Source organism: Variovorax paradoxus NBRC 15149, from assembly GCF_001591365.1.
Classification (GTDB): Bacteria; Pseudomonadota; Gammaproteobacteria; order Burkholderiales; family Burkholderiaceae_C; genus Variovorax; species Variovorax paradoxus.
On sequence record NZ_BCUT01000001.1, the window covers coordinates 2,259,750 to 2,283,025 of the forward strand.

General features: G+C 68.4%; 22 protein-coding genes. 14 read left to right on the plus strand and 8 right to left on the minus strand.

What is annotated here, in order from left to right; all coding sequences use genetic code 11:
- Positions 1-6: 6 nt before the first annotated feature.
- Both VPA02S_RS10520 and gtdA read right to left on the minus strand, forming a co-directional pair.
- Entirely contained in the window at positions 7-711 is a 705-nt protein-coding gene (locus VPA02S_RS10520) for a fumarylacetoacetate hydrolase family protein (protein WP_012745517.1), read from the minus strand.
- A 75-nt stretch (positions 712-786) separates the two neighbouring features.
- Positions 787-1,875 (minus strand): gentisate 1,2-dioxygenase, encoded by a 1,089-nt coding sequence (gene gtdA / locus VPA02S_RS10525; RefSeq protein WP_012745516.1) that lies wholly within the window; start codon positions 1,873-1,875, stop codon positions 787-789.
- A gap of 145 nt (positions 1,876-2,020) precedes the next feature.
- Between gtdA and VPA02S_RS10530 the strand changes: the two genes are divergently transcribed.
- From VPA02S_RS10530 to VPA02S_RS10555, 6 genes are all read left to right on the plus strand, one after another.
- The gene (locus VPA02S_RS10530; RefSeq protein ID WP_012745515.1) at positions 2,021-2,920 is read left to right on the plus strand and encodes a LysR family transcriptional regulator; all 900 of its coding nucleotides are present in this window, start codon (positions 2,021-2,023) and stop codon (positions 2,918-2,920) included.
- Positions 2,921-3,014: 94 nt separating this feature from the next.
- Positions 3,015-3,458, plus strand: coding sequence for an acyl-CoA thioesterase (locus VPA02S_RS10535; protein WP_012745514.1), 444 nt, complete (start codon positions 3,015-3,017; stop codon positions 3,456-3,458).
- An 89-nt stretch (positions 3,459-3,547) separates the two neighbouring features.
- Positions 3,548-4,051, plus strand: a complete 504-nt coding sequence (locus VPA02S_RS10540; RefSeq protein ID WP_012745513.1) for a phasin family protein — start codon at positions 3,548-3,550, stop codon at positions 4,049-4,051.
- A gap of 128 nt (positions 4,052-4,179) precedes the next feature.
- Complete coding sequence (locus VPA02S_RS10545; protein ID WP_012745512.1) at positions 4,180-4,893, plus strand: TetR/AcrR family transcriptional regulator; 714 nt, start codon at positions 4,180-4,182, stop codon at positions 4,891-4,893.
- 4 nt (positions 4,894-4,897) lie between these two features.
- Positions 4,898-5,740, plus strand: a complete 843-nt coding sequence (locus VPA02S_RS10550) for a tetratricopeptide repeat protein (RefSeq protein WP_012745511.1) — start codon at positions 4,898-4,900, stop codon at positions 5,738-5,740.
- A 70-nt stretch (positions 5,741-5,810) separates the two neighbouring features.
- A complete protein-coding gene (locus tag VPA02S_RS10555; protein ID WP_012745510.1) occupies positions 5,811-6,068 on the plus strand; it encodes an acyl-CoA-binding protein in 258 nt (85 codons plus the stop codon).
- A gap of 10 nt (positions 6,069-6,078) precedes the next feature.
- Here the strand turns inward: VPA02S_RS10555 and VPA02S_RS10560 are convergent, their stop codons facing one another.
- Positions 6,079-7,317, minus strand: coding sequence for a CaiB/BaiF CoA transferase family protein (locus VPA02S_RS10560; protein WP_012745509.1), 1,239 nt, complete (start codon positions 7,315-7,317; stop codon positions 6,079-6,081).
- 279 nt (positions 7,318-7,596) lie between these two features.
- Between VPA02S_RS10560 and VPA02S_RS10565 the strand changes: the two genes are divergently transcribed.
- The 7 genes from VPA02S_RS10565 (at position 7,597) to VPA02S_RS10595 (ending at position 16,227) form a co-directional block, all read left to right on the plus strand.
- The gene (locus VPA02S_RS10565) at positions 7,597-8,487 is read left to right on the plus strand and encodes a helix-turn-helix domain-containing protein (RefSeq protein WP_012745508.1); all 891 of its coding nucleotides are present in this window, start codon (positions 7,597-7,599) and stop codon (positions 8,485-8,487) included.
- A 112-nt stretch (positions 8,488-8,599) separates the two neighbouring features.
- A complete protein-coding gene (locus VPA02S_RS10570) occupies positions 8,600-9,520 on the plus strand; it encodes an ABC transporter substrate-binding protein (protein WP_012745507.1) in 921 nt (306 codons plus the stop codon).
- 12 nt (positions 9,521-9,532) lie between these two features.
- Positions 9,533-11,053, plus strand: coding sequence for a sugar ABC transporter ATP-binding protein (locus VPA02S_RS10575; protein WP_041945422.1), 1,521 nt, complete (start codon positions 9,533-9,535; stop codon positions 11,051-11,053).
- 325 nt (positions 11,054-11,378) lie between these two features.
- Positions 11,379-12,359 carry an ABC transporter permease gene (locus tag VPA02S_RS10580; RefSeq protein ID WP_012745505.1) on the plus strand — a complete coding sequence of 327 codons (981 nt, stop codon included), beginning with the start codon at positions 11,379-11,381 and terminating at the stop codon, positions 12,357-12,359.
- A gap of 148 nt (positions 12,360-12,507) precedes the next feature.
- A complete protein-coding gene (locus tag VPA02S_RS10585; RefSeq protein WP_012745504.1) occupies positions 12,508-13,647 on the plus strand; it encodes an erythritol/L-threitol dehydrogenase in 1,140 nt (379 codons plus the stop codon).
- Positions 13,644-15,170, plus strand: a complete 1,527-nt coding sequence (locus VPA02S_RS10590) for an FGGY-family carbohydrate kinase (RefSeq protein ID WP_012745503.1) — start codon at positions 13,644-13,646, stop codon at positions 15,168-15,170. Before VPA02S_RS10585 ends, VPA02S_RS10590 begins: the two co-directional genes overlap by 4 nt.
- A gap of 319 nt (positions 15,171-15,489) precedes the next feature.
- Complete coding sequence (locus VPA02S_RS10595; RefSeq protein ID WP_012745502.1) at positions 15,490-16,227, plus strand: SDR family oxidoreductase; 738 nt, start codon at positions 15,490-15,492, stop codon at positions 16,225-16,227.
- A gap of 12 nt (positions 16,228-16,239) precedes the next feature.
- Here the strand turns inward: VPA02S_RS10595 and VPA02S_RS10600 are convergent, their stop codons facing one another.
- The 3 genes from VPA02S_RS10600 to VPA02S_RS10610 are packed head-to-tail and all read right to left on the minus strand — an operon-like array spanning position 16,240 to position 19,788.
- Complete coding sequence (locus VPA02S_RS10600) at positions 16,240-16,557, minus strand: polyhydroxyalkanoic acid system family protein (protein ID WP_012745501.1); 318 nt, start codon at positions 16,555-16,557, stop codon at positions 16,240-16,242.
- Positions 16,550-17,704, minus strand: coding sequence for an aminopeptidase (locus tag VPA02S_RS10605; protein ID WP_012745500.1), 1,155 nt, complete (start codon positions 17,702-17,704; stop codon positions 16,550-16,552). The genes VPA02S_RS10600 and VPA02S_RS10605 overlap by 8 nt, the downstream gene beginning before the upstream one ends.
- Positions 17,701-19,788 (minus strand): molybdopterin-containing oxidoreductase family protein, encoded by a 2,088-nt coding sequence (locus VPA02S_RS10610; RefSeq protein WP_012745499.1) that lies wholly within the window; start codon positions 19,786-19,788, stop codon positions 17,701-17,703. The genes VPA02S_RS10605 and VPA02S_RS10610 overlap by 4 nt, the downstream gene beginning before the upstream one ends.
- Before the next feature lie 57 nt (positions 19,789-19,845).
- Between VPA02S_RS10610 and VPA02S_RS10615 the strand changes: the two genes are divergently transcribed.
- Positions 19,846-20,970 carry an ABC transporter substrate-binding protein gene (locus tag VPA02S_RS10615; RefSeq protein WP_012745498.1) on the plus strand — a complete coding sequence of 375 codons (1,125 nt, stop codon included), beginning with the start codon at positions 19,846-19,848 and terminating at the stop codon, positions 20,968-20,970.
- Here the strand turns inward: VPA02S_RS10615 and VPA02S_RS10620 are convergent.
- On the minus strand, positions 20,967-22,061 hold the full coding sequence (locus VPA02S_RS10620; protein WP_012745497.1) for a M14 family metallopeptidase: 1,095 nt from the start codon (positions 22,059-22,061) through the stop codon (positions 20,967-20,969). The two genes, VPA02S_RS10615 and VPA02S_RS10620, sit on opposite strands and share 4 nt — an antisense overlap.
- A complete protein-coding gene (locus VPA02S_RS10625) occupies positions 22,058-23,263 on the minus strand; it encodes a M20 aminoacylase family protein (protein WP_012745496.1) in 1,206 nt (401 codons plus the stop codon). The genes VPA02S_RS10620 and VPA02S_RS10625 overlap by 4 nt, the downstream gene beginning before the upstream one ends.
- Positions 23,264-23,276: the final 13 nt, after the last annotated feature.

Genomic DNA, 23,276 nt, shown 5'->3' on the forward strand with positions numbered 1-23,276 from the left:
GTTTGCTCAGTCGATGCGGACAGTGAGCGAAGGCAGCTTGTCGATGCTCACCTTGAGGGTCTGGCCAGGCTTCACCGCGCCCACGCCTTCGGGCGTGCCCGTGAAGATCAGGTCGCCGGGCTGCAGCGTGAAGAGCGTCGAGAGATTGGCGATCACCTCGTTGACCGACCAGATCAGGTGCGTGATGTCGCTGTTCTGGCGCACCTGGCCATCCACTTCGAGCCGGATGGCGCCGGCATTGATCTCGCCCACGTCGGCCAGCGTGCGCAGCGGCGCCATGGGCGCCGAGAAATCGAAGGCCTTGCCGATTTCCCATGGCCGGCCGGCTTCGCGCATCTTCATCTGCAGGTCGCGCCGCGTCATGTCCAGGCCCACGGCGTAGCTGTGGATGTGGCTGGCCGCCTGCTCCACCGCGATGTCCTTGCCGCCCTTGCCGATGGCCACGACCAGCTCGGCTTCGTAGTGGTAGTTGCTCGTGAGCGGCGGATACGGAATGGCGCCGGTCTCGCCTTCGGCCACCGGCACCACCGAGGCGTCGTCGTTCGGCTTGCAGAAGAAGAACGGCGGTTCGCGGTCGGGGTCGAAGCCCATCTCGCGCGCATGCGCCGCGTAATTGCGGCCCACGCAGTAGACCCGGCGCACCGGGAACAGCTCGCTCGAACCCACGATGGGCAGGCCGACGATGGAAGGAGGCGTGAAGACGAAGGACATGTGGGCTCCTGCCGCGCGCGGCGGCACAGGGTCAAGACAACAAGAGAAGAAAGAAAGAAAAAATGCGGACGGTTTTCAGGCGTCTTCGTCGAGAAAGGCTTCGCGCAGGATGCCCATGGCCTGCTGCACGGGACGGTCCGAAAAGCTGAAGAGCACCACGTCCTCGCCGGGCGCCGAAAGGCGCAGCGGCGCCCACGAAGGCACCACGAAGGTGTCACGCGGGCCGAACTCGAAGCGCCGGCCCGCGATCTCCGCGATGCCGCGGCCTTCGACCACGCTGTAGACGGTGCCGTCGGTGGCGCGGTGCGCCTTGCCCGCGAAGCCCCGGGGCAGCAGCTGCAGCTGGGTGCCGATGGTGGGCATCGGCGCGCCGCCCGTCAGCGGGTTGATGTAGCGCAGCTTGTGGCCCAGCCAGGCATCGGGCGCTTCCTGCTTCTGCAGCAGGGCCAGCGCCTCGCGGCTGCGCGCATAGGGGTAGTTGAAGATCGGCGAGGTGGGCGATGCGTGGTCGTGGCGCACCGGCACCATGTTGTGGCCGAAGCGCGCGAGGCTGTTGCCCTCGGGGCGCGCCACGTGCTGCACCTTGGCGTCGTCGTTCTCGGCAAAGCCGGCGTCGAAGAAGCGCAGCATCGGAATGTCGAGCCCGTCGAGCCAGACCACCGGCTCCACGGTGCCGCCAATGCCCTCGTTGCCGTGGTCGTGCCAGGCCCACGACGGCGTGATGATGAAGTCGCCCGGGTACATGGTGGTGCGCTCGCCGCCCACCGTGGTGTAGGCGCCCTTGCCGTCGACGATGAAGCGCAGCGCCGACTGCACGTGGCGGTGCGAGGGCGCCACCTCGCCCGGCATGATGAGCTGCAGGCCCGCGTAGATCGACTGCGTGATCGACGAGTTGCCGGGCAGCGCCGGGTTCTCGAGCACGAGCACGCGGCGCACCGCTTCCTCGGCGGTGATGAGCGCGGCCGATTCCATCAGCAGCGGGCGGATCTCGTCGTAGCGCCAGAGCGCCGGCACGCAGGGCGTGGCGGGCTCGCGCGGCACCAGCGCATGCAGCGACTCCCACAGCGGCGTGAGGTGCAGCGGGCGGATGCGCTCGTAGTAGTTGCGGCGCTCCGCGGCATTGGCGGGCGCCGGGGCGGCGGATTTCTGGGCGGTGGGGTTCATGGGCAGCAGCAGTTCCGGCCGTCGTGCGGCGGTTGTCTCCGGGGGAACGCTGATCTTCCGCCGGTACTACTATTGGCGCAATGGGGCCGTGGCGATAGGCCCGATCTGGTTTCTTGATAGTGGTGGCTGCAAAAGGAGATGTTTCATGGCCCAGCTCGATCTCGAATGGCTGCTGGTGTTCGACGAGGTCTACAAGACGGCCAACGTGTCGAGCGCGGCCGAGCGGCTCGGGCTTTCGCAGTCGGCGGCTAGCACCGCGCTGGCGCGGCTGCGCACGCATTTCGGCGACAAGCTGTTCGTGCGCACCTCGCGCGGCATGGAGCCCACGCCCTATGCGCGGCAGATCCAGCCGCTCGTGCTCGACATCCTCGACCGGCTGAACCGGGCCAAGGGCGGACGCGCGAGCTTCGACCCTGCCAGCGCGGCGCGCAGCTTCCGCATCTGCATGACCGACATCAGCGAGGTGGTGCTGCTGCCAAGCTTGCTCGATCACCTGCGGCGCACGGCGCCCGGTGTGCGCATCGAGACCGAGATCATCTCCACCGAGAGCGGGCGCCGGCTCGAGGAGGGCGCGGTGGACCTGGCGGTGGGCTTCATGCCGCAGCTGGACGCGGGCTTCTACCAGCAGACGCTGTTCATGCAGAACTTCGTCTGCCTGGCCGCGCGCAACCATCCGCGCATCGGCGAGCGGCTCACGCGCAAGCGCTTCGAGAGCGAGGCGCATGCGGTGGTGGCTTCGTCGGGCACCGGCCATGCCATCGTCGACAAGACCATCGCGCGGCTGGGGCTCCGGCGCAACGTGGTGGCCAGCCTGTCGAGCTTCCTGAGCGTGGCGCGCATCGTGGCGCACACGGAGCTGATCGTGATCGTGCCCAGCATCCTCGGCAAGGTGCTGGCCACGCAGGAGCCGGTGAAGCTGCTGGAACCGCCCTTCGAGCTGCCGGCCTATGCCGTCAAGCAGCACTGGCATGAGCGCTTCCATGCGGACGCAGGCAATGCCTGGCTGCGGCGCACGCTGGCGGAGCTGTTCGGCGGCGGCGGCTGAGCGTGCGTGCCGCGCCGACCGGCGGCGCGCGCCGCGGTGGGCGCTCGCTCGCATAATCGGAACCCCATCCACGGCCCACACAAAAAGGCGGCGCATGTCCTCCATCACCCTTCGATTCCTGGCCGAGCCCAGCACCGTCAACTTCGGCGGAAAGGTCCACGGCGGCACCGTCATGAAATGGATCGACGAGGCCGGCTACGCCTGCGCCACCAGCTGGGCCAAGCGCTACTGCGTGACGGCCTTCATCGGCAGCATCCGCTTCCATCATCCGATCATGATCGGAGACCTGGTCGAGGTCGAGGCCCGGCTGGCCTACACCGGCACCACCAGCATGAACATCTCGGTCGAGGTGCGCAGCGGCGACATGAAGGGCGGCACCATGGACAAGACCACCGAGTGCCTTATCGTCTTCGTCTCGGTCGACTCGCACGGCCGGCCGCTGCCGGTGCAGCCCTACGTGCCGGGCACGCCGGGCGAAATGGCGCTGGCGGAGCGCGCCAAGACCCACCTCGATGCCAGCCGCGCCGCCGGGCAATAGGCTCGCCCTGACCGTAGATACAAAGCTCTAAAAACGAGCGGGCCGAGCGGCTAGAGTCGCTCGTTGGTTTCACAGGAACATTTCGCACCATGGCTACCCAGGACGACGACGGCAACAAGGGCTCCGACCGCATCAAGGACTCGGCCCAGCAGATCTGGCTGGCCGGGCTTGGCGCCTTCGCCAAGATGCAGCAGGAAGGCAGCAAGGCCTTCGAGGCGCTGGTGAAGGACGGCGCCGGCTTGCAGAAGAAGACCCAGCAGGCTGCCGAAGAGACCCTTGCGCAGGCGCAGACGCGCATGGCCGGCTTCGCGAACGAGTTCGGCACCAAGGCCGCGGGCCAGTGGGGCAAGCTCGAGAACATCTTCGAAGAGCGCGTGGCGCGCGCGCTCGAAAAGCTGGGCGTGCCCTCGGCCGCCGAGCACGCCGCGCTGCAGGCCCGCGTGGCCGCGCTCGAGGCCGAGCTGCAGCGCCGCCAGGGCAAGAGCGCCGCCCCGGCGCGCAGCGCGAGCCGCAAGACCGCGGGCCGCAGCGCGGCACCCGCCACCGCCGCCAAGAAGGCCGTGCGGCGCGGCAGCAGCAGCAAGCCCGGCTGAACGCCTCCTGGAGCCCCGTTTTTGCGGCGGTGCACAACACGCGCCGCCGCAAAACATTGCGCTGGCGCATTCATGGTGCAGTGCACATAGGCTAGAGTGTCCCCAAGAGATAAAAAACGGGGACTGACATGGCCAAGAAGGCGCCACGCCGCACAGCGCAACGCATCCTCGAAGCCGCACTCGAGCTGTTCAACCGCTTCGGCGAGCCGAACGTCTCCACCACGCTGGTGGCGGGCGAGCTCAACATCAGCCCCGGCAACCTCTACTACCACTACCCCGCCAAGGAAGAGCTGATCAACAAGCTCTACGAAGGCTACGAGGCCGAGCTCAACGAGCTGCTGCATGCCAGCGAAGGCGTGCACGATGTGGAAGACGCCTGGTTCTTCATGCACAGCCTGTTCGAGCTGATCTGGCGCTATCGCTTCCTCTACCGCGACCTGAACGACCTGCTGAGCAAGAACCGGCACCTGGAAACGCAGTTCCAGCTGGTGCTCAAGAACAAGACCCGCGCGATCCGCATGCTGATCGCCGGGCTCAGCCGGGCCGGTCACCTGGACATCGACGTGCACGAGGTCGACACCCTCGCCCAGAGCATGGTGGTGGTGCTGACCTACTGGCTCAGCTACGAGTACGTGCGCAATCCGCGCGAGGCGCTCGAGCCGGCGCATGCCCAGGGCGCGCTGATGCGCGGCGGCCAGCACACGCTGCACCTGCTCGCGCCGTATCTCGGAGGCGAGCAGCGGCGGCATTTGCTGACACTGAGCAACGCCTACAGCGGCGATGATTCCGCAAGCGCGCGGCCTGCGCAGGCCAGCGCCGATTTGGCAGCCGAGGCCCGCTAACGCCATGTCCCATCCAGATTTCAAGCCGCTCTCGCTGATGTCCGCCAGCCCGGTTGCCGCGGCGGCTGCTGCGCAATCCTGGACACCGCTGCCCTATGCCGACCTGCCGCGCTACGACGCGCACAGCCTGCTGCCGCACTGGCCGCGGCTGCACGCGGGCCACGCGCTGCCGCCGCCGCCAAGCGGGCATCCGCTGGCCGATGGCTGGGCGCTCTATCACAACGGCGAGTTCGAGCGCGCCGCAGCGCTCGGCCTGGCGCACGGGCCGGAGGGCCTGGTGCTGGCCAACCAGGCCACCGCCGTCTATGCCAACTACCTGGAGCCGCGCGAATCGGTGCGGCTTTCGATGTTCCGCCAGGTCATCGAACGCGCCGCCGCGCAAGTCGGCGCCGAGCCCGACAACTGCCACGCGCTCTACTGGCAGGCCTATGCGCTCGGGCGCTACAGCCAGGGCATCAGCGTGGCGCGCGCGCTGGCGCAGGGCCTCGGCAGCAAGCTCAAGGGGGCGCTCGAGCGCGTGATCGAACTGCAGCCGCAGCATGCCGACGCGCACATCGCGCTGGCCGCCTTCCACGCCGAGGTGATCGACAAGGTGGGCGCGCTGGTCGGCCGCATGACCTACGGCGTGCGCGCCGAAATGTCGGTCGAGCTGTTCGAGCGCGGCCTCGAGCTGCACCCCCATTCGCCCAGCGCGCTCATGGAATACGGCCGCGCGCTGCTCATGCTGCACGGCGACGCGCGCCTGGGCGAGGCCACGCAGCTCTACGAGAAGGCCGCCGCGCTGCAGCCGGCGGATGCCAAGGAACGGCTCGACGTGGAACTGGCGCGCGCCGGCCTGACGGACTGAGCCGCGCCTTGGTACCCGCGGGTACCGCGCAATTTAAGATGCGGGTTTCCCGCTTTTCAATCCGACCGCCATGTCCGACCTCAACGCCCTCTTCGAAGCCGCCCAGGCCAACTCCAAGCTGCTGCCGGAGCGCCCCGACAACCCCACGCTGCTCAAGATCTACGGCCTCTTCAAGCAGGCCACCGAAGGCGACAACACGGCCAAGAAGCCGAGCTTCAGCGACATCGTCGCGCGTGCCAAGTGGGACGCCTGGACCGCGCAAAAGGGCCTGGGCGCGGACGAAGCGAAGCAGAAGTACATCGACCTGATCGAATCGCTGCGCGCCTGAGCCGCAGCGCTCAGCCGACGATCCCGCGCGCATGCAGCGCGGCGATCTGCTCGGCGTTCAGGCCGATCTCCTTCAGGACCGCATCGGTGTCCGCGCCCAGCGCGGGCGCGCTGCGCCGGTGGCTGGCCGGCGTGAGCGAGAGCTTGGGCACGAAGCCGGGCACCGCGAGCGTGCTGCCGTCCGGCATGTGCACCTGCTGCAGCATGCCGCGCGCGGCGTAGTGCGAGTCGGCCGCGATGTCGGCAATGGTGTAGATGCGGCCGGCCGGCACCTGCGCCGCATCGAGCGCGGCCAGCACCTCGTCCACCGTGCGCGCTGCCGTCCACTCGCCGATGGCGGCGTCGAGCATTTCCACCTGCGCCACCCGGCCCGTGTTGCCAGCCAATGACGGATCGGCCGCGAGGTCGGGCCGGCCGATGCACGCCATCAGCCGGCGGAAGATGCTGTCGCCGTTGCCCGCGACGATGGCGTAGCCGCCGTCGGCGCAGCGGTAGGCGTTGGTCGGCGCGATGCCGGGCAGCGCGCTGCCGGCCGCCTCGCGCACCGCGCCGAACGCGCTGTACTCGGGCAGCAAGCTCTCCATGCAGTTGAAGACCGCCTCGTAGAGCGCCACGTCGACCACCTGGCCCCGGCCCTTCGGATACTCGGCGCTGACGGTGGCATGGCGGTGCTGCATCGCCATCAGCACGCCGATCACGCCGTGCAGCGAGGCCAGCGTGTCGCCGATCGAAACGCCCACGCGCACCGGCACGCGGCCGGGCTCGCCCGTGAGGTGGCGCAGCCCGCCCATGGCCTCGGCCACCACGCCGAAGCCCGGCCGGTCGCGGTAGGGGCCGGTCTGGCCGTAGCCGCTGATGCGCAGCATCACGAGCGCGGGGTTGGCGGCCAGCAGCTCGCCGGGTCCGAGGCCCCAGCCTTCCATCGCGCCGGGGCGGAAGTTCTCGACCAGCACGTCGGCCTCGGCGGCCAGCTGGCGCACCACGGCCTGCGCCTCGGCCTGGCGCAGGTCGAGCGCGAGCGAACGCTTGTTGCGCGACTGCACCTGCCACCACACCGAGGTGCCGTCCTTCAAGAGCCGCCAGGTGCGCAGCGGATCGCCCGCGCCCGGCGGCTCGATCTTGATGACCTCGGCGCCGAAGTCGGCCAGCGTGCGCGCCGCGAAAGGCCCGGCGATCAGCTGCCCGAGCTCGACGACCTTGAGGCCGGCCAGCGGGCCCGCGGCCGGGGGAGAAGAAGAGGTGTTCGTCATGGCGCCAGAGTGTGCCGTGCCGCCGCCCGGCCTTTGCGGGGCGGGAAAACACCTATGAATTCTTGATGCGGCGCGCGGCGGTCTTGCGGCGGTGCAGCAATCGCCGCGCGGCACGGCCTCTCTCCCGAGGAGAAAGGGCTTTGCTGCGATGCAATGCCTTGGCCGGCAGGCTTGCACAAAGGTCAAAAAAGTATCAATTTCGGGCGTCATCTCTGGTTGTTGGCGCCCGGGGCGATTCGTACAGTGCGCTCCGAGACAAGCAAAAGGAACCAACCGTCCATGCAACCCGATCTGGAAATCGTCGAAGTCCGCGGTGACGAATCGTTCACCGCCTGGGCGCACGGCTATCCGTATCGCACGGTGCGCTGGCATTTCCACCCCGAGTACGAGATCCAGCTGATCGTCGAGACCCGGGGCGTGTATTTCGTGGGCGACCACGTCGGCCACTTCGAGCCCGGCAACCTCGTGCTCATGGGCCCCGACCTGCCGCACAACTGGATCAGCGACGTGCCCGCGGGCCAGAGCGTGGAGCGGCGCGGCATCGTGATCCAGTTTCCGGCCGGGCTGGCGAAGAACATGGCGGCCACCTTTCCCGAGTTCGAGCGCATCGCGCCGCTCCTGGCCGAATCGGGTTCGGGCCTGCTCTTCCCGGCCGAGACCGCCGCCGCCGCCAAGCCGCTGATGGAATCGCTGCTGGAGGCGCGCGGGCTGCGCCGCGTGATCCTGCTGCTCTCGCTGCTCGAGCTGCTGGCGGACAGCCAGGACCGCCAGCGGCTCGCGAGCCCTGCGTTCAAGCCCGACCCCAAGGCCTTCATGTCGCATGCGATCAACAACGTGCTCGCGCACATCGCGGCCAACCTGGGCGACGACCTGCGCGAGCCGATGCTGGCCGAACTGGTGGGCCAGAGCCCGAGCGCGTTCTCGCGCGCCTTCCGCAAGCACACGGGCCAGTCGTTCGTGCGCTACGTGAACCGGCTGCGCATCAGCCGCGCCTGCGAGCTGCTCACCAGCAGCGAGAAGCCGGTGCTCGACGTCTGCATGGACGTGGGCTTCAACAACGTGTCGAACTTCAACCGGCAGTTCCTGCTGCACAAGCGCATGCCGCCGACCAAGTTCCGCAACTTCCATCGCATGCAAGCCGCGGCATCGCGCGCCGCCAGTCCGCCTTAGCGCGCGTCCCGAGTTCCCCCCACGTCGTCTCTGGCGTGGCGCACGGGCGCCGCGCGGGGCGACCCTTTGCCAGCGTTTTTCAAACAGAGACAACCTCCAGGAGACAGCCACCATGAAGAACATCCTCAAAGCCACCGCCCTCGCCGCCGCACTGGCCTTCGGTGCCTCCGCCGCACAGGCGCAGGCACCGAAGCAGCCGCTGCGCATCGGCATGACCTTCCAGGAGCTCAACAACCCCTACTTCGTGACGATGAAGCAGGCGCTCGAAGAGGCCGCGGCCAGCATCGGCGCGACCGTGGTCACCACCGATGCGCGGCACGACGTGGCCAAGCAGATCGGCGACGTGGAGGACATGATCCAGAAGAAGATCGACATCCTGCTGCTGAACCCGACCGACTCCACCGGCGTGCAGTCGGCCGTGCGCTCGGCCAAGAAGGCGGGGCTGATCGTGGTGGCGGTGGATGCCAACGCGCAGGGCCCGGTCGACTCCTTCGTGGGCTCGAAGAACACCGACGCGGGCCGCCTCGCCTGCGAATACCTGGCCAAGAGCATCGGCGAGAAAGGCGACGTGGCCATCCTCGACGGCATTCCGGTGGTGCCGATCCTGGAGCGCGTGAAGGGCTGCCGCGAGGCGCTGGCCAAGTACCCCGGCATCAAGGTGGTGAGCACGCAGAACGGCAAGCAGGAGCGCGCCACCGCGCTCACGGTCACCGAGAACATCCTGCAGGCCAACAAGGACCTGAAGGGCATCTTCAGCGTGAACGACGGCGGCTCGATGGGCGCGCTCGCGGCCATCGAGGCCAGCGGCAAGGACGTGAAGCTCGCGAGCGTGGACGGCGCGCCCGAAGCCATCAAGGCGATGCAGAAGCCGGGCTCGAAGTTCATCGCCACCACCGCGCAGTACCCGCGCGACCAGATCCGCCTGGCGATCGGCATCGCGCTGGCCAAGAAGTGGGGCGCCAACGTGCCGGCCGCGGTGCCGGTGGACGTGAAGCTGATCGACGCCGAGGGCGCGAAGACCTTCAGCTGGTAACCGGCGCCGGCCATGACCTCCTCCTCTGCACCAGAAGAGATGCTCCGGCTGGAAGGCGTGTCCAAGCGCTTTCCGGGCGTGAAGGCGCTCTCGGGCATCGACCTCTCGATCCGCAAGGGCGAGGTGCATGCGCTGCTCGGCGAGAACGGCGCGGGCAAGTCGACGCTGATGAAGATCCTCGGCGGCATCTACCAGGCCGACGAGGGGCGCATCTTCATCGAGGGCAGCGAGCGCAGCTTCGCGGGCTATGCCGACGCGATCGCGGCGGGCATCGGCATCATCTTCCAGGAGTTCAGCCTGGTGCCCTACCTGAACGCGGTGGAGAACATCTTTCTGGGCCGCTACCTGACGAACCGCTTCGGGCTGATGGACAGGGCCGCGATGAAGCGTTCGGCGCAGCAGCTGTTCGACGAGCTGGGCGTGCAGATCGACCTTGGCGTGCCGATCTGCCGGCTCTCGGTGGCGCAGCAGCAGTTCGTGGAGATCGGCAAGGCGCTGTCGCTCGACGCGAAGCTGCTGGTGCTCGACGAGCCCACCGCCACGCTCACGCCCAACGAGGCCGGCCACCTGTTCAGGATCATGCGCGAGCTGCGTGCCAGGGGCGTGGCGATGATCTTCATCTCGCACCACCTGGACGAGATCTTCGAGGTGTGCGACCGCATCAGCGTGCTGCGCGATGGCGCCAATGCAGGGCATGCAGAGGTGGGCGCGACCGATGTGGATGCGCTGGTCGAGATGATGGTCGGCCGCAGGATCGAGCACAGCTTCCCGCCCAAGCCGCAGCCCGCGCCGCGCGGGCGCAAGGTGCTCGAGGTGCCCGAGATCCAGCTCGCCAAGGGCGGGCCCGTGAACAGCTTCGAGCTGCATGAAGGCGAGATCCTCGGCTTTGCAGGGCTGGTGGGCTCGGGCCGCACCGAGCTTGCGCTGGGCATGATGGGCGCCGACCGCGCGCACCGCAAGACGGTGCTGCGCAACGGCCGGCCCGTTCGCTTGAACGATCCGACGCAGGCGCTCGCGAACGGCATTGGCCTGTTGCCCGAGAGCCGCAAGGTCGAGGGGCTGATCACCGACTTCACGGTCCGCTTCAACATCTCGATGAACAACCTCGGCCGCCACAGGCGCGCGGGGCTCGTGAGCCAGAAGTCGGAAAGGCAATCGGCCGCCGAGCTCTCGAAGCGCGTGGGCGTGAAGGCGCCGGGCATCGAGACGCGCGTGGCCACGCTGTCGGGCGGCAACCAGCAGAAGGTGGTGATCGCGCGCTGGCTCGGCCACGCGAGCGAGGTGCTGATCTTCGACGAGCCCACGCGCGGCATCGACGTGGGCGCCAAGGCCGAGATCTACGGCCTGATGCGCGAACTCACGCAGCAGGGCAAGGCCATCATCATGATCTCGAGCGAGCTGCCCGAGATCGTGGGCATGTGCGACCGCGTGGCGGTGTTCTCGGGCGGGTCCATCGTGGCCACGCTCGAAGGCGACGCCATCAATTCGGGGGACATCATGCGGCACGCCACTTCGTCCGGGAGCCTTCAATGACTGCCGCTTCGGGGCGCGTTCCCGCCGACGGGGTACCTTGCTCCGCGAATGTCCCCCGCGCTTCGCGCTCCTCCTTTATTTCGCTGCGCAAGGCACCCCATCGACGGGAACGTTGGACAGAGCACTGGTCGATCAGCGGTACACCAGCGACGTGCCCAGGTGCACAGAGCATCGGGTGCTCCCCGCAGCGAAATCAAGGAGGAGGCCGCAGGCCGGGGGACATTCGCGGAGGGGAGTACCCGGTGATCTGTGCACACGCCCTGAACAACAGCGCCAAGAACAACAGCGCCCCTGTCTTCCAGCAATGCGCCATGGAGCACCTGAAATGAACGCAACCGCCACCCACCCGACACCGCCAGCACCCGATGGAGGACTCTTCACCCAATTGCGCCGCTCGACCGCCTTCCTCCCACTGGTCGGACTGGTAGCGATCTCGGTCTTCATGATCGCCGCGACCGACAACTTCCTGTCCTGGGGCAACCTGCAGAACATCGCGCTGCAGTCGTCGATCAACGCCATCATCGCGGTCGGCATGACCGCAGCCATCCTCACCGGCGGCATCGATCTTTCGGTGGGCGCGGTGGTGGCGCTCTCCGGCACGCTGGCCTCGGGAATGATGGTGCAGTTCGGGCTGCCGCCGGTGCTCGCCGTGCCGCTCGGCCTCGCCGTCGGCGTGGTGATCGGCCTCTTCAACGGTTACTGCGTGGCCTACCTGCGCATGCCGCCCATCATCGTGACGCTCGCCACCATGGGCATCGCGCGCGGCATTGCGCTCATCTACACCGGCGGCTATCCGATCGATGGATTGCCCGATTCGTTCGCCTTCCTCGGCGGCGGCGTGCTCGCGGGCATCAAGGTGCCGATCCTCATCATGCTCGCGACCTACCTCGTGGCGTATGTGCTGCTCAACATGGCGCCCTTCGGCCGCTACGTGTATGCCATCGGCGGCAACGAGGAAGCGACGCGGCTCTCGGGCGTGCGCGTGTCGCGCTACAAGCTGCTCGTGTATGCGCTGAGCGGCTTCACCGCCGCCGTCGCAGGCATCGTGCAGGCGGCGCGCGTGACCAGCGGGCAGCCCGGCGTGGGCGTGGGCTTCGAGCTCGACGCGATCGCGGCGGTGGTGATGGGCGGCACGTCCATTGCCGGCGGGCGGGGCGCAATCGTCGGCACGCTGGTCGGTGCGCTGCTGCTGGGCGTGCTGAACAACGGGCTCAACATGATCGGCGTGTCACCGTACCTGCAATTGATCATCAAGGGCGGCATTGTCTTGCTCGCCATCTTCATCAGCCGCGAAGCCAAACGCTGACCCTCTTCTGCCTTGCTCCTTCCCCTTCCGGGGGAAGGCTGGGATGGGGGCAGGCAGAGCGTGCCTGGAAGCGCCGCTTGCCCCCACCCCGGCCCTCCCCCGGAAGGGGAGGGAGAAATTTCCAACACCCCCTGACCACAAGGAACCCATGTCTTATCAAAAGCTCCAGCCCGGCGCATCGGGCGCCATCGGCCAACTCGCCGCCATGCAGGCCGTCGTCTGCCACGGCCCCAAGGACTACCGGCTCGAAACCGTCGCGATGCCCGGCATCGGCCCGAACGAGCTGCTGATCTCCATTGCGGCCTGCGGCATCTGCGCTTCCGACTGCAAGTGCCACTCGGGCGCGAAGATGTTCTGGGGCGGCGACGGCCAGCCTTCGTGGGTCAAGGCGCCGGTGATTCCCGGCCATGAATTCTTCGGTTATGTCGAAGCGCTCGGCGAAGGCGCGGCCGAGCACTTCGGCGTGGAAAAAGGCGACCGCGTGATCGCCGAGCAGATCGTGCCCTGCGGCAAGTGCCGCTTCTGCACCTCGGGCAAGTACTGGATGTGCGAGGTGCACAACATCTTCGGCTTCCAGCGCATCGTGGCCGACGGCGGCATGGCCGACTACATGCGGCTGCCGCCGACCTCGCGCGTGCACAGGATCCCGGACGGCATCTCGCTGGAAGACGCCGCCATCATCGAGCCGCTCTCGTGCGCGATCCACACGGTGAACCGGGGCGACATCCAGTTGGACGACGTGGTGGTGATCGCCGGCGCCGGCCCGCTCGGGCTGATGATGGTGCAGGCCGCGCACCTGAAGACGCCGAAGAAGCTGATCGTGATCGACCTCGTGCCCGAGCGCCTCGCACTGGCCAAGAAGTTTGGCGCCGACGTGACGATCGATGCCAGGACCGAGAACGCCGACGCCATCGTCAAGGGCCTGACCGAGGGCTACGGCTGCGACGTGTACATCGAGACCACGGGCGCGCCCATCGGCGTGACGCAGGGGCTGGAGATGATCCGCAAGCTCGGCCGCTTCGTCGAGTTCAGCGTGTTCGGCTCGGAGACCAGCGCCGACTGGTCGATCATCGGGGACCGCAAGGAACTCGACGTGCGCGGCGCGCACCTGGGGCCCTACTGCTACCCGATTGCCATCGACCTGCTGGCGCGCGGGCTCGTCACCTCGAAGGGCATCGTGACGCACGACTTCCCGTTGACCGAGTGGGAGCGCGCCTTCACACTGGCCAACTCGCTCGATTCCATCAAGGTGCTGCTCAAGCCGCAGCCGCGGGCAACAACATCATGAAATACGTGATCGGCGTCGACATCGGCACGCAGAGCACCAAGTGCCTGCTGGCCGGCACCGACGGCAAGGTGCATGCGCAGGCGAGCGTGGCCTACCAGCCCGACACGCCGAAGCCGCTGTGGGCGCAGCAGGACTGCGATGTGTGGTTCGACGCGGTGTGCGAGAGCGTGCGCGCCTGCGTGGCGAAGAGCGGCATCGCGGCAACGGAGATCGCCGCGATGTGCGTGAGCAGCCTGTACGGCGGCGCGGGCGTCCCGGTCGACGAGGCGATGCAGCCGCTGCACCCCTGCCTGATCTGGATGGACCGCCGCGCCACCGCCGAGGTCGATGCGGTGAACGCGAACGTCGACGTCGCGCGCCTGCAGGCGATCACCGGCAACGGCGTCGACAGCTACTACGGCTTCACCAAGATGCTGTGGATCCGCGAGCACCTGCCCGAGGTGTGGGCGAAGACGCGCTGGTTCCTGCCGCCCAACAGCTACGTCAACTGGCGCCTGAGCGGCGAGCTCGCGGTGGACCACAGTTCGGCCGGCAACATCGGCGGCGTGTACGACGCGGCGCAGCGCAGCTGGTCCCACGAGGCACTCGGCATGCTGGGCATTCCGGCGCGCATGATGCCGCCGCGCCTGGTCGAATCGAGCGAGGTGGTGGGCGGCCTGAGCGCCGAATGGGCCGCGAAGCTCGGCCTCGCCGAAGGCATGCCGCTGATGGGCGGCGGCGTCGATGCGGCCGTGGCCACCTTCTGTGCGGGCGTCACCGGCAGCGGCGACCACGTGGCGATGATCGGCACCAGCATGTGCTGGGGCTTCGTGAGCCCCACGGTGGATGCGCGCCACAAACTCATCACGATGCCGCACGTCTACCGCGGCGCCGACCGCAGTTATGTGTTCGGCGGCGCGATCACCGCGGGCGCGGCCGTCACCTGGTTCCGCGAGGCCTTCTGCCAGGCCGAGGTGGCCGAGGCCGCGCGCACCGGCGAGGATGCGCACGCACTGATCGAGCGCAAGGCCATCGAGGTGCCACCCGGCGCCGAGGGCCTGGTCTTCCTGCCCTACCTGATGGGCGAGCGCAGCCCGATCTGGGACGCGCAGGCCAAGGGCGCCTTCATCGGCCTCTCGCTCGCGCACAGCCGCGCCCATCTGTACCGCGCAGTGCTCGAAGGCGTGAGCTTTGCGCTGCAGCACAACATCGAGGCCGGACGGCAAAGCGGCCAGCCGCTGGACGACCGGCTGATCGTGGTCGGGGGCGCGGCGCATTCGGACCTGTGGATGCAGATCGTGGCGGACGTCACGGGCTACCCGGTGTTCACCATCGAGGAAGAGGTCGAGGCGGCATTGGGTGCGGCGATGCTCGCGGCGCTCGGCGCGGGGCTGGTCGATGCAGCCAGTGCCGAACGCGGCTGGGTCACGCTGGTGGAACGCGCGCGGCCCGGGGCTGCGGCGCAAGCTGTTTATCGCGAGCGCTTCGAGATCTACAAGTCGCTTTATCCGGCATTGCGTGATGCGATGCATCGGCTGAAATGAATCCTTGCTTTTCGATCGCCGCGTCGTGCGTTCGGGGTGCGCTCCCGCCGACGGGGTACCTTGCTCCGCGAATGTCCTCCGGCCTTCGGCCTCCCCCTTGATTTCGCTGCGCAAGGCACCCCATCAGCGGGAGCGTGATCAGAGCAGTCGTTGATCAGCGATACACCAGCGGCGTGCCCTGGTGCACAGAGCATCGGGTGCTCCCCGCAGCGAAATCAAGGAGGAGGCCGCAGGCCGGGGGACATTCGCGGAGGGGAGTACCCGGTGATCTGTGCACGCGCCCCGAACACAAGTCGCCAAAACCCATGACAGCAACACCATGACAACAACTTTCGATTTTTCAGGCCAGCGCGCACTGGTCACCGGCGCAAGCAGCGGCATCGGCCGTGCAGTCGCCGTGCGGCTCGCGCAATCAGGCGCAGCCGTGACCGCCGTGGGCCGCAACGCCGCCGCGCTCGACACACTGCACGCAGAAGCCGGCTGCACCCCATTGACCGTCGACGTGGCCAACCCAGCCGAACTGGAACGGGCACTCGCAGCACTGCCAGCCTTCGACCTCGTCGTGAACTGCGCCGGCATCGCACTGCTCGAACCGGCGCTCGACGTCCAGGCCGAGAGCTTCGACGCCGTGATGGCCGTCAACGCGCGCGCAGCAGCCCTGGTCGCCTCGCGCTGCGCCAAGGCGATGATCGCGGCCGGCGTGCGCGGCAGCATCGTCAATGTGTCGAGCCAGGCGGCACTGGTCGCGCTCGATGCGCATCTTTGCTATTGCGCATCCAAGGCCGCCATGGACGCCATCACGCGCTCGCTGTGTCTTGAACTCGGACCGCACGGCATCCGCGTCAACAGCGTGAACCCCACCGTCACGCTCACGCCCATGGCCGAGCAGGCCTGGGCCGATCCGGCCAAGAGCGCGGCGGCGCTCCGGAACATTCCGCTGGGACGCTTCGCGCAGGTCGACGAAGTGGTGGCGCCGATCCTGTTCCTGCTCTCCGATGGCGCCTCGATGGTCAGCGGCGCGGCGCTGCCGGTGGACGGCGGCTACACCATCGTGTGACTTGACGGCCGCTCAGGCGAAGCGGGCACCGCCGCCGCCGGGCGACGCCAGCAAAGCATCGAGCTTGCGCGAGATCTTCTGCTCGATCTGGTCGCTGAAGCTGCTGAACAGGAAACCCAGCGTCGCCTCCAGCGTCAGCGTGTCGGCCGTGACCTCCACCGTGCCGTCGATGCCTGCGCGGCTGAACTGCGCGACGTCGCAGGCCTCGCCCTCGGTGTAGGTGCATTCCAGGCCGTAGTCCTGCCCGACCTGCTCGATCCACTGGCGTGCGACTTCGCGGGCGCCGGCAATGCCGAGTGCATGGTTTCTTTCGATATGGATGTCAGGCACCGTGGCCTCCGTTGCTTCTGCTGCTGCTGTTGTTGTCGTTGTTGCCGCCATGGCCGGAATGCGTCTGCAGCATTCCCGTGGCCGTCTGCAATGCGTTGCGCCGCTCTTCCATGGTCGGTAGCGCGGCAATGCGGCGCACCGCCTTGTAGAAGCGCGGCCAGTTGCGATTCTCGCGCGCAAACAGGGCCTCGAAGCCCGGCACCAGGTCGTCGTAGGCACCCTGGGCGCCGAAAGCCGCATTGTTGGCGCGCGCCACCCACAGGTCGTAGGCGCCCTGCCGCGGCCCCTGCCATTGCGCGCGCAGCATCGCGTAGTGCTCGCGAAAGGCATCCATCGCGGCCTTCTTCATGGCGTCGACCGCGGGCCAGTCGCCGGCCTTGGCCTGGGCGGATTCGTACACCTGGTTGAGCGCGCGGCGCGTCTCGAGGGCCAGCGCGCGGAACTGCTGGCGCTGCCCGTCGAAGCGCGCGTACTCGCCGCGTGCCGCCTCGCTGGCCTCGCGCTGCAGCCACATCGCGCCGCCGATGCGCTCCACCGCGGTGGCGTACGACTCGTTGAAGACGATGTCGCCGGGCACATAGAGCACCTGGTGCGCGAGCTCGTGGAACACGATGCGCGCCAGTTCGCCTTCGGGGTAGCCGATGAAGGTGGAAAGCAGCGGATCGCCGCCGGCCCAGTTCATCCAGCCCAGCGTGGAGTACGCCGGCACGGGGTAGACCGCGGCTTCAAGGCCCTTGGCGCGCAGCGCCTCGGCCTCGGCCCGGGCGGCGGCCTCGTCGTAGTAGCCGCGGTAGCCCACGCAGCCGGCCACCGGAAAGCACCAGCTCTTGAGCGTGAGCGAATAGGGCGGCGCGGCCACCACGTTCCACACCGCCGCGGGGCGGTGCAGATCGGCGTACGAGGTGTAGCTGGCGTTGTCGGGCAGCGCCAGTTCGGTCACGGCGAAGCGGCGGATGCGCTGCGCGAGTTCGAGCTTGGCCTTCAGCGGCGCGGAAACCGCGGGATCCGCAAGCCATTCGGGCACCGGCTTGGCCACCCGCAGGATGCCGAGGTGCCCGCTGGCCGACTGCCAGTAGTAGCCGAGGTCGGCGCAGCCGCCGAGCAGCAGCAGTGCGCCGGCCAGGGCGAATGCGGGGGCCGCCCTCACCCCGGCTCTCTCCCAGAGGAAGAGGGAGCGACACGCTCCACTTCGACCAGGCAGTCGTAGAACGTGGGCCCGCGGCCGATGTCGGTCAGGCGCTGGCTGGTGAGCTGGTTGACGTTGGTGCCGTCCAGGCCGAGCTTGCGCCACCAGATGCCCATGCCGTGCACCACGCCCGGCCGCGCGCGGCGCGACACCTCGGCGCGGCAGCGGTGCTCGCCGCGCCTGTTGAAGACGCGGACGATGGCGCCGTCCTCGATGCCGCGGGCGGCCGCGTCGGCCTCGTGGATCTCGAGCAGCGGCTCGCCCTCGATGGCGCGCAGGCTGGTCACGTTGACGAAGGTCGAGTTGAGGAAATTGCGCGCCGGCGGCGAGATCATGGCCAGCGGAAATTCGGTGGAACTGCCGGCCGCCTCGTAGTTGGGCACATGGTCGGGCAGGCCGTCCATGCCCTGCGCCTGCAGGCGCGCGCTGAAGAATTCGCAGCGGCCCGAAGGCGTCGGGAAGCGGCCTTCGGCAAAGGGCGCCTCGGGCAGCGCGAGGCTGGTGAAGCCTTGTTCCAGCAGCTGCGCGTAGTCGATGGCGCCCGGCGCAAAGGCGCTGCGGCACAGTGCCTCGTCGTCGTCCGAGAAGCAGGGCTCGTCGAAGCCCATGCGGCGCGCGAGCTCGCGGAACACCCAGGCATTGCTGCGCGCCTCGCCGCGCGGCGCCACCGCGGGCCGGTTCAGCAGCACGTCGGTGTGGCCGTAGCTGGTGTGGATGTCCCAGTGCTCGAGCTGGGTGGTGGCGGGCAGCAGGTAGTCGGCGTAGTCGGCGGTGTCGGTGCGGAACTGCTCGAGCACCACGGTGAAAAGGTCCTCGCGCGCAAAGCCCGCCACCACCTTGCCCGACTCGGGCGCCACCGCGACCGGGTTGCTGTTGTAGACCACGATGGCCTTCACCGGCCTTGCCTGGTCGAGCAGCGCGTCGCCGATGGTGCTCATGTTGATGGTGCGCGGCTGGCGGCCCGCGAGCAGGTCGGGGCGCTGCAGCGCGGCGCGGTCGACCGGAAAGTGGCCCGAGCTGCTCAGGAGGAGCCCGCCCGCGCGGTCGCGCCAGGCCCCCACCAGTGCGGGCAGGCAGGCGACGGCGCGCGCCGCGTTGCCGCCGCCGCGCACGCGCTGCATGCCGTAGTTCAGGCGGATCGCGGCCGGCCGGGTGGTGCCGTAGGCCTGCGCCAGCGCCGCGATCTGCGCCTCGGGCACGCCGCACACGGCGGCCGCGCGCGAGGGTGGCCATTGCAGTGCGCGCTCTTTCAGCGGCTCCCAGCCGAGCGTGTGGTTGGCAATGAAGTCGTGGTCGAGCCAGCCGTGCACGATGAGTTCGTGCATCAGCGCCAGGGCCAGCGCAGCGTCGGTACCGGGCAGCAGGGCGATGTGCTCGTCGCACTTGTCGGCGGTTTCGGTCTTGCGCGGGTCGATGCACACCAGCCGCGCACCAGCGCGCCGGGCGGCCTGGGCGTGGCGCCAGAAATGCAGGTTGCTGGCAATGGAGTTGCTGCCCCAGATCAGGATCAGCTTCGCCTCGGCGAAGAACTCGATCCGCATGCCGGCCTTGGCGCCCAGGGTATGGACCATGGCCTCGCCGCCGGCCATGGAGCAGATCGTGCGGTCCAGCAGCGTGGCGCCCAGTTTGTGGAAAAAACGCCGATCCATCGACTCGCCCTGCACCAGGCCCATCGTGCCTGCGTAACTATAAGGCACAATTGTTTCCGGATCTGTCTGTAATGCACGGAGATGCGCGGCGATGTCGTCAAGAGCGGCGTCCCAGCTGACGGGTTCGAACTGGCCGCTGCCCTTGGGACCGGTCCGCCGAAGCGGCTGGACGAGCCTTTCGGCGTGGTCGTTGCGTTCGATGTAGCGCGAAACCTTGGTGCAGAGAACGCCAGCGGTGTGCGAGTGGGCCGGATTGCCCTGCAGCTTCACGGCCACGCCGTCCTTGACGGTGGTGACCAGGGCGCAGGTGTCCGGACAGTCGTGCGGACAGGCGCCCAGGACCGTGGAAGTGTTGGTGGGGAGAACAGCAGTTGTAGAGACCGGGGCATCGACCATCCGGCAAGTCTAAAGTTTTCCAGGCAGAGGCGCGGCAAGGCGCAAAGGAGGTTTCACATGATCAATCGCAGACATTTTTCCCTGGGCGCCGGCGCGGCCGCGCTCGGCGGCTTCCAGTTGGCGCGGGCGCAGGGCGACGTGCCGCTGGTGCTGGGCCAATCGGCACCGTTCACCGGCCCGGCCGCGCAATTGGGCATCCAGTTCCACCAGGGCGCCAAGCTGTTCCTGGACCAGTACAACGCCCAGGCCGGCCGGCGCAACGTGGTCATCAAGAACCTGGACGACGGCTACGAGCCCGACCGCTGCGCCGCCAACACGCAAAAGCTGATCGAAGAAGACGTGTTCGCGCTCTTCGGCTACATCGGCACGCCCACCAGCATGGCGGCGCTGCCGCTCGCGGTGAAGGAGAAGGTGCCTTTCATCGCGCCCTTCACCGGCGCGATGTCGCTGCGCGAACCCTTCCACAGGAACGTGTTCCACCTGCGCGCCTCGTACAACGACGAGACCGCGCTGATCGTGAAGCAGCTCACGCACCTGGGCCTGAAGAAGATCGCGGTCTTCTACCAGAACGACGCCTACGGCAAGGCGGGCCTGGACGGCGTCACGCTCGCGCTGTCGCAGCAGGAGCTCAAGCCGGTGGCGCTGGCCACGGTGGAGCGCAATTCGGTCGACGTGGCCGCGGCGGTGAAGAGCATCACGGCGGCGCGGCCCGACGCGGTGGTCCAGGTGGGCGCCTACAAGGCCTGCGCGGCCTTCATCCGCCAGGCGCGCAAGGCGGGCTACGGCGGCACCTTCTTCAACGTGTCCTTCGTGGGCACCCAGGCGCTGGCCGACGAACTCGGCAAGGAGGGCGCGGGCGTGATGGTGACGCAGGTGGTGCCTTCGCCCTACAACGCGGCCAATGCGATCACGCGCGAATTCAGCGAGGCGGTGAAGAAGGCCGGCGCCGGCGCGAGCGCCAATTTCTCGAGCCTGGAAGGCTACCTTGCCGCCAAGGTGCTGACCGAGGGCCTGCGCCGCGCGCCGGGCAAGGCCTCGCGCGACGGCCTCATCACTGGCCTCGAAAGCATCGACCGGCAGCAGTTCGGCGGTTTCGAGGTGTCGTTCTCGGCCAAGAACCACGTGGCATCGAAGTTCGTCGAGCTGTCGATGCTGACGGGCGACGGGCGGGTCCGGACCTAGCTGCAGAGGCCGTCCACGGCCTGGAACATCGCCTGCCTGGCCTGGCTCACGACCTGGCCGCGCCAGGCGTCGGTGTCGGTATAGAAGGCCTCGAGCATGCGCGCGCGGATGCCGTCGGCCAGGTCGGCCGGCGCCTCGGGGTGCTTGTGCAGCCAATGGTCGGCGCGCAGCGCGGCCAGCACTTCGAGCATGGGCAGCGTGCCGTATTCGAGCGCAATGCCGGTGTATTCGGCCTGCGGGCACTCCTGGTGCGCGGTGTCCCACATCAGGCCGCGCAGCAGCGCCGCGCTCGATGAACCGTCGTAGATCGAGGTGACGGGCGCCGCGGGCGTGCCCCACCAGGCATTGGCGCGCGCGTAGGCGGCCTTGTCGTCGCGGCCAGCGAAGATGCGCTCGCCCAGGCCATTGGGCCCGAGCCCCGTGTGCAGGTCGATCCAGGCCAGCCGGCGCGCGCTGGCGGCATGCCGGCGCAGCACGCCGCGCAAGGTCTTGTTGCTCCAGGCCGGCGCCTTGCCGCCGAAGAACAGGCCGTCCTCGAACTGGTACTGCCCGCTGGTGACGGCCGCCTGGTAGGCCTCGGCGCCATGCTTGGCTATCCATTTCTCGATGGCGGCCTCGTTCTCGGGCGTGGGCGGCCAGCTCTCGGGCACCAGCAGCGGATGCAGCTTGGCGTAGGGCTCGTTGGCCGGCAGCGGCTTCGAGAAATCGACGAAGTTGCGGTTCAGGTCGACCTTCTCCTGCGTGACGCGCCGGCCGTACGAAAAGCCGTGCGGATTGAGCGCATGCACGTAGAGCACCGCCACGCCCTGCGCCCTGGCCTTCTCGCGCCATTCGGCGTCGTGCAGCGCGAACACCTGCACGCCGCTGCCGCAGTGGCCCTCCACGCCGTGGCAGCCGCTGGAGACGATCAGCAGGCGCTCGGCGTCCGCGGCGCCGTCGAGCGCCACGTCCATCGAGAGCTCCTCGCCGTCCCGCCCCTTGCCCGGATGCGCATGCGGCAGCGCCGCGAGGCCCGCGCTCACGCAGGCCTGCAGGAACTTCTGGCGGGCCTGGGCATAGCGCGGCGAAAACGCCTCGCCGATGCCGATCAAGGCGCAGCTCCCCCGGGCTTGCCGAGGAACTGCTCGGCCAGTTGCACCCAGCAGGTGGCGCCCAGCGGAATGAGCTCGTCGTTGAAGTCGTAGCTCGCGTTGTGCAGCGTGCAGGGCCCTTCGCCGTGGTGCACGTCGCGGTGCGTGCCGTCGCCGTTGCCGATGAAGGCATAGGCGCCGGGCTTGGCCTGCAGCATGAAGGCGAAGTCTTCGGAGGTCATGGCGGCTTCCTGCCGCAGCACGTTCTCGGGGCCGACGATCCCGCCCATCACGCGGCGCGCGAAGTTGGCCTCGGCCTCGGTGTTGATGGTGGGCGGGTAGTAGCGCTCGAAGCGGAAGTCGCACGTCGCGTCGTGCGCGGCGCAGATGTGCTCGGCGATCTGGCGCATGCGCGACTCGATCATGTCGAGCACCTCGATCGAGAAGGTGCGCACCGTGCCCGTCAGCTCGCAGTTGTCGGGGATCACGTTGTTGGTTTCGCCGGCATGGATGGTGGTGACCGAGATCACGGCCGAGTCGGTCGGCTTCATCTTGCGCGTGAGGATGGTCTGGAAGGCCTGCACGATCTCGCAGGCGATCGGCACCGGGTCGATGCCGGTCTGCGGCAGCGCGGCATGGCCGCCCTTGCCGATCACGTTAACGTAGAACTTGTTGCCCGACGCCATCACCGGCCCCGGGCTCACCGCGAACTGGCCGGCCTTCATGCCGGGCCAGTTGTGCATGCCGAAGACGGCGTCCATCGGGAACTGTTCGAACAGCCCCTCCTTGATCATCTCGCGCGCGCCGCCGCCGCCCTCTTCGGCCGGCTGGAAGATCAGGTAGACGGTGCCGTCGAAATTGCGGTTCTTCGCAAGATGCTGCGCGGCCGCGAGCAGCATGGCCGTGTGGCCGTCGTGCCCGCAGGCGTGCATCTTGCCGTGGTGCTTGCTGGCATGCGCGAAGGTGTTGAGCTCGGTGACGGGCAGCGCGTCCATGTCGGCGCGCAGGCCCACGGCGCGAGTGCTGGTGCCGTTCTTGACGATGCCAACCACGCCGGTGGTGCCCAGGCCCCGGTGGATGGGAATGCCCCATTCGGTGAGCTTGCCTGCCACCACGTCGGCGGTGCGGACTTCTTCGAAGCAGAGTTCGGGATGGGCGTGGAGGTCACGCCGCACGGCGGCGATGCCGGCCGCCTGCGTGACGAGCGAGTCGATGAGTTTCATGGAGCACAGTCTA